Here is a 3,161-nt window from a genome sequence, read left to right as displayed (position 1 = left end):
TTATTGGGGAACACTAAAACTTGGCGACGTGCGATCGCTAATACCAGCTTGGAGATGTTGGGGCGTTCTCCCCACTTCATGCCGAGTTCGAGTGCGATCGCTTCTAGTTGGGCTTTGTCGCGTTCTGAAATGGATAGGGTGATGGACTGACCTTTGCGGCTCATCTATTTTGTCCGTACATTTTTGTCCGTATTTCTCTTGTCAATATCTATTTTGAGTGCAATGATGGTGAACAACAACAAGTTACGGACAGTTTTTAAGGGTATGTCCGATTATAGAATTACGCTCAAGCCTGTTTACTCTTGTCCTGCTAAGGAACTACCTCTGCAAGTGAAGCTGCCAGAAAGTTGGTCGCTATCCTGGCATCAATTAGAAACTTGGAAAGCAATCCGCGACCCGAATATAGATGTTATTTTTAACACCGCCATGACGGGCGATGGTAAAAGCTTGGCGGCTTATTTAGAGACACTATTGACTGATTTTTGTGCAATTGGGTTGTATCCAACAAATGAACTTGCTCGCGACCAAGAGACGCAAATTCAGGATTATATTAAAAATTTCCAGCCTAAAATTGAGCCGCGTGTAGTTCGGCTTAGCGGGCAAGAGTTAGAGATTTATGCTGAAAATGAAAACTTGAAGAAAGCAGCAGCAATCGAGACTCGTACAGGTCATGCTGAAGTTTTGTTAACAAATCCTGATATCTTACATTACTTACATCGCGGCAAATATTTAACTCGTGATGACCGTTCCGATAAGCTTTGGAATCGAATAGATAAGGACTTCGATCTATTCATTTTTGATGAATTTCATGTCTTCCAGGCTCCCCAAGTTGCCAGCGTAATTAACACAATGCTGTTAATCAGAAACACTAATCGTCGTAAGAAATTTCTCTTTCTGTCAGCAACTCCTAATAGGAGATTGATAGAGCGATTGAGACTAGCTGGTTTTCGGTGTCAGGAAATTAACCCTATTGATGCGAATAAATATCAGTTTCCAGATACAGAGACTCAATGTCAGCAACTGAAAGCAGAAGGATGGCGACCAATATCGCGAGAAATCTCTCTTCAGTTTATTTCCCTGGAACCCAGCAATAAGGCTTCTGAAACTTGGTTGAAAGAGAATAGTAATCTGATTCTGGCTCATTTTCAGCAGTATCCAGGGAGTAAAGGAGCAATCATTCTCAATTCGATCGCAGCAGTGAAGCGTCTCACTCCTTTCTTTCAGGAACTGTTGCAGCCTCATGGCTTGGTGGTTGGTGAGAATACAGGTTTATCCGGGAAGACAGAAAAAGAGAAGTCGCTGCAAGCTGACTTGGTTCTCGGTACTAGCACAATTGATGTTGGCGTTGATTTCAAAATTAATTTTCTCATCTTTGAATCAGCAGATGCGGGTAGTTTTATTCAGCGTTTGGGGCGCTTGGGACGGCATGATGGCTATGAACGAAATGGAGAGAAAATTACTTTTGAGAATTTTACCGCTTACGCACTAGTTCCCAACTTTTTGGTAGAACGGTTGTTTCTAGTTGACTTTCCCTCGTTTGAAGTCGATGGTATTTATGACCGTTCTTTTTTCCAAAACCAGATTCGTGAAAACTATCGCAGAATCAATGATTTTGAAGGATATTACTCGCGTTGGGGTGCTGTGCAGTCAGTTTTAATTTGCTGGCAGTTAGGGCATAAGACGATCGCACAACAGTATAAGGATAGTCAAAAGGCATTTAAAACAGCTTGTCAGGAGGTATTTAAGACAAGCTTAGGTAGGGTGGCGGGTAATATCAAAGAATGGGCAACCGAATGGCAGGAACTCTCCGGGAAACAGCAAGGAAACCCAATTGTAGAAGATGCTGCGAGTTTTCGGGGTTCGACGCCGCTTCAGTGTGGAATTTATGACTTAACAGAATCGAATGAGGTAGATCGGTTTAAAACCTACGATTTACCAGGGGTTTTAAGCAATCTGGAAGTCGAAACAATGACGGAAGCGGCGTTTATACGGACACTTAAAGAAACCGCCCAACGCACGGGACAGCCAATTCCCAAAGGACGCTTTGCACATTGTCTGGCGTTTATGAAGTTGCGATCGTACCGAGAGGAACGACTGAACTGGAAGTTTACCTATTCTGGTGATTTGCAACCCATTGCCGATGCTTGGAAGGTTCAGGTACTCATTGGTATTGGCATCTGGCAGCCTGATAACAACTGGGCTGGCGAAATCGACAAACGATTGAAAAAGCAGGGTTTGGTTTGCTATGTGCTGCGTCGTCCGGTTTCGGAGGTGCGGATGCGGCTACGGCTACCGATGCACTTTCAGATTTATCCGATTAGCGACCAGTACAGCATTCATGAGGCAACTGCGCCGTATGCGATCGCGTTTGGTCAGTCTGCATTGTTGCTGGATACTCTCGCTTACACGTTCAAGAGTGAAGGAGGTGAAATATGGATGGCTTAGGGTTTCAATCCCTGATAGGGATTAAGGGTAGCTTATGTAAAAAGCCGAGGAGCAAGCGCCAATGCATTCATGGTTATTCTTTTCAATCCCTGATAGGGATTAAACCACTTTGCTTTTACACAAAGGCTGGCACTCATCACCTCTGGAGATGAGGAACTCTTAAGTGAAATTAAAGAAGCCTGTGAATTGAATCTATCCCCATCTGAACAAAAACTATTCGAGGGATACACGCAAGATGAAATTGATGAAATGCAGAGATTGATGCAGCAATGGAGTCCAGCTACCTATCCAGATGTTGCAGCTAGCATTCTCGACCATTCTTTTAGGAAAGATTTCGACCCCTTGGACTATCTGCGGAAAGCATCAAGGTTTGACAAGTCTAAAGCCGTCCGAATTCCGCCTCTGGGGGCTAGCGATGTGGGTACGGTGCGGTGGGAGGTTAGAAAAACTGGAGAGTATCGTATCGAATCGCCAGAAGGGAAAATTGTAACCTACGGTTTTAACTAGTAAAAAACACTATTGAAAGGGTTATTACTATGGATAAACATGAAACTAAACGTTTTGAACAGAATCGCCTATCAGAGCTTAAATCTCGTTTGCTTACTTATGAAAAAGCAATGAAAGACGAACGCCGCAAGCTGTGGGAAACAGAGAAAGAATCCGAACAAGAATATACCGTCTGGAGCCAATTAGAACTCCTCTCAACTTACATCCTA

At 43.6% G+C, this 3,161-nt stretch carries 3 protein-coding genes and 1 pseudogene; 3 read left to right on the top strand and 1 reads right to left on the bottom strand.

Annotated features, from left to right (window positions below; translation table 11 throughout):
• Nucleotides 1-164, bottom strand: a pseudogene (locus V6C93_RS38175) (WYL domain-containing protein); the annotation flags it as partial.
• Between the two features lie 100 nt (nucleotides 165-264).
• Here V6C93_RS38175 and cas3 point away from each other — a divergent pair.
• From cas3 to V6C93_RS10575, 3 genes are all read left to right on the top strand, one after another.
• On the top strand, nucleotides 265-2,445 hold the full coding sequence (gene cas3 / locus V6C93_RS10585; protein WP_349262678.1) for a type I-D CRISPR-associated helicase Cas3': 2,181 nt from the start codon (nucleotides 265-267) through the stop codon (nucleotides 2,443-2,445).
• A 186-nt stretch (nucleotides 2,446-2,631) separates the two neighbouring features.
• Nucleotides 2,632-2,952 carry a hypothetical protein gene (locus tag V6C93_RS10580; RefSeq protein ID WP_333476619.1) on the top strand — a complete coding sequence of 107 codons (321 nt, stop codon included), beginning with the start codon at nucleotides 2,632-2,634 and terminating at the stop codon, nucleotides 2,950-2,952.
• Between the two features lie 29 nt (nucleotides 2,953-2,981).
• Nucleotides 2,982-3,161 (top strand): hypothetical protein (locus tag V6C93_RS10575; protein ID WP_333476618.1); only part of this gene is annotated, 180 nt, incomplete at its 3' end.

It is taken from the genome of Allocoleopsis sp., from assembly GCF_036703385.1.
In the GTDB taxonomy this organism is placed as follows: domain Bacteria; phylum Cyanobacteriota; class Cyanobacteriia; order Cyanobacteriales; family Coleofasciculaceae; genus Allocoleopsis.
Note: the sequence above shows the minus strand (reverse complement) of the source record. Positions and strands in the feature narration are given on the sequence as shown.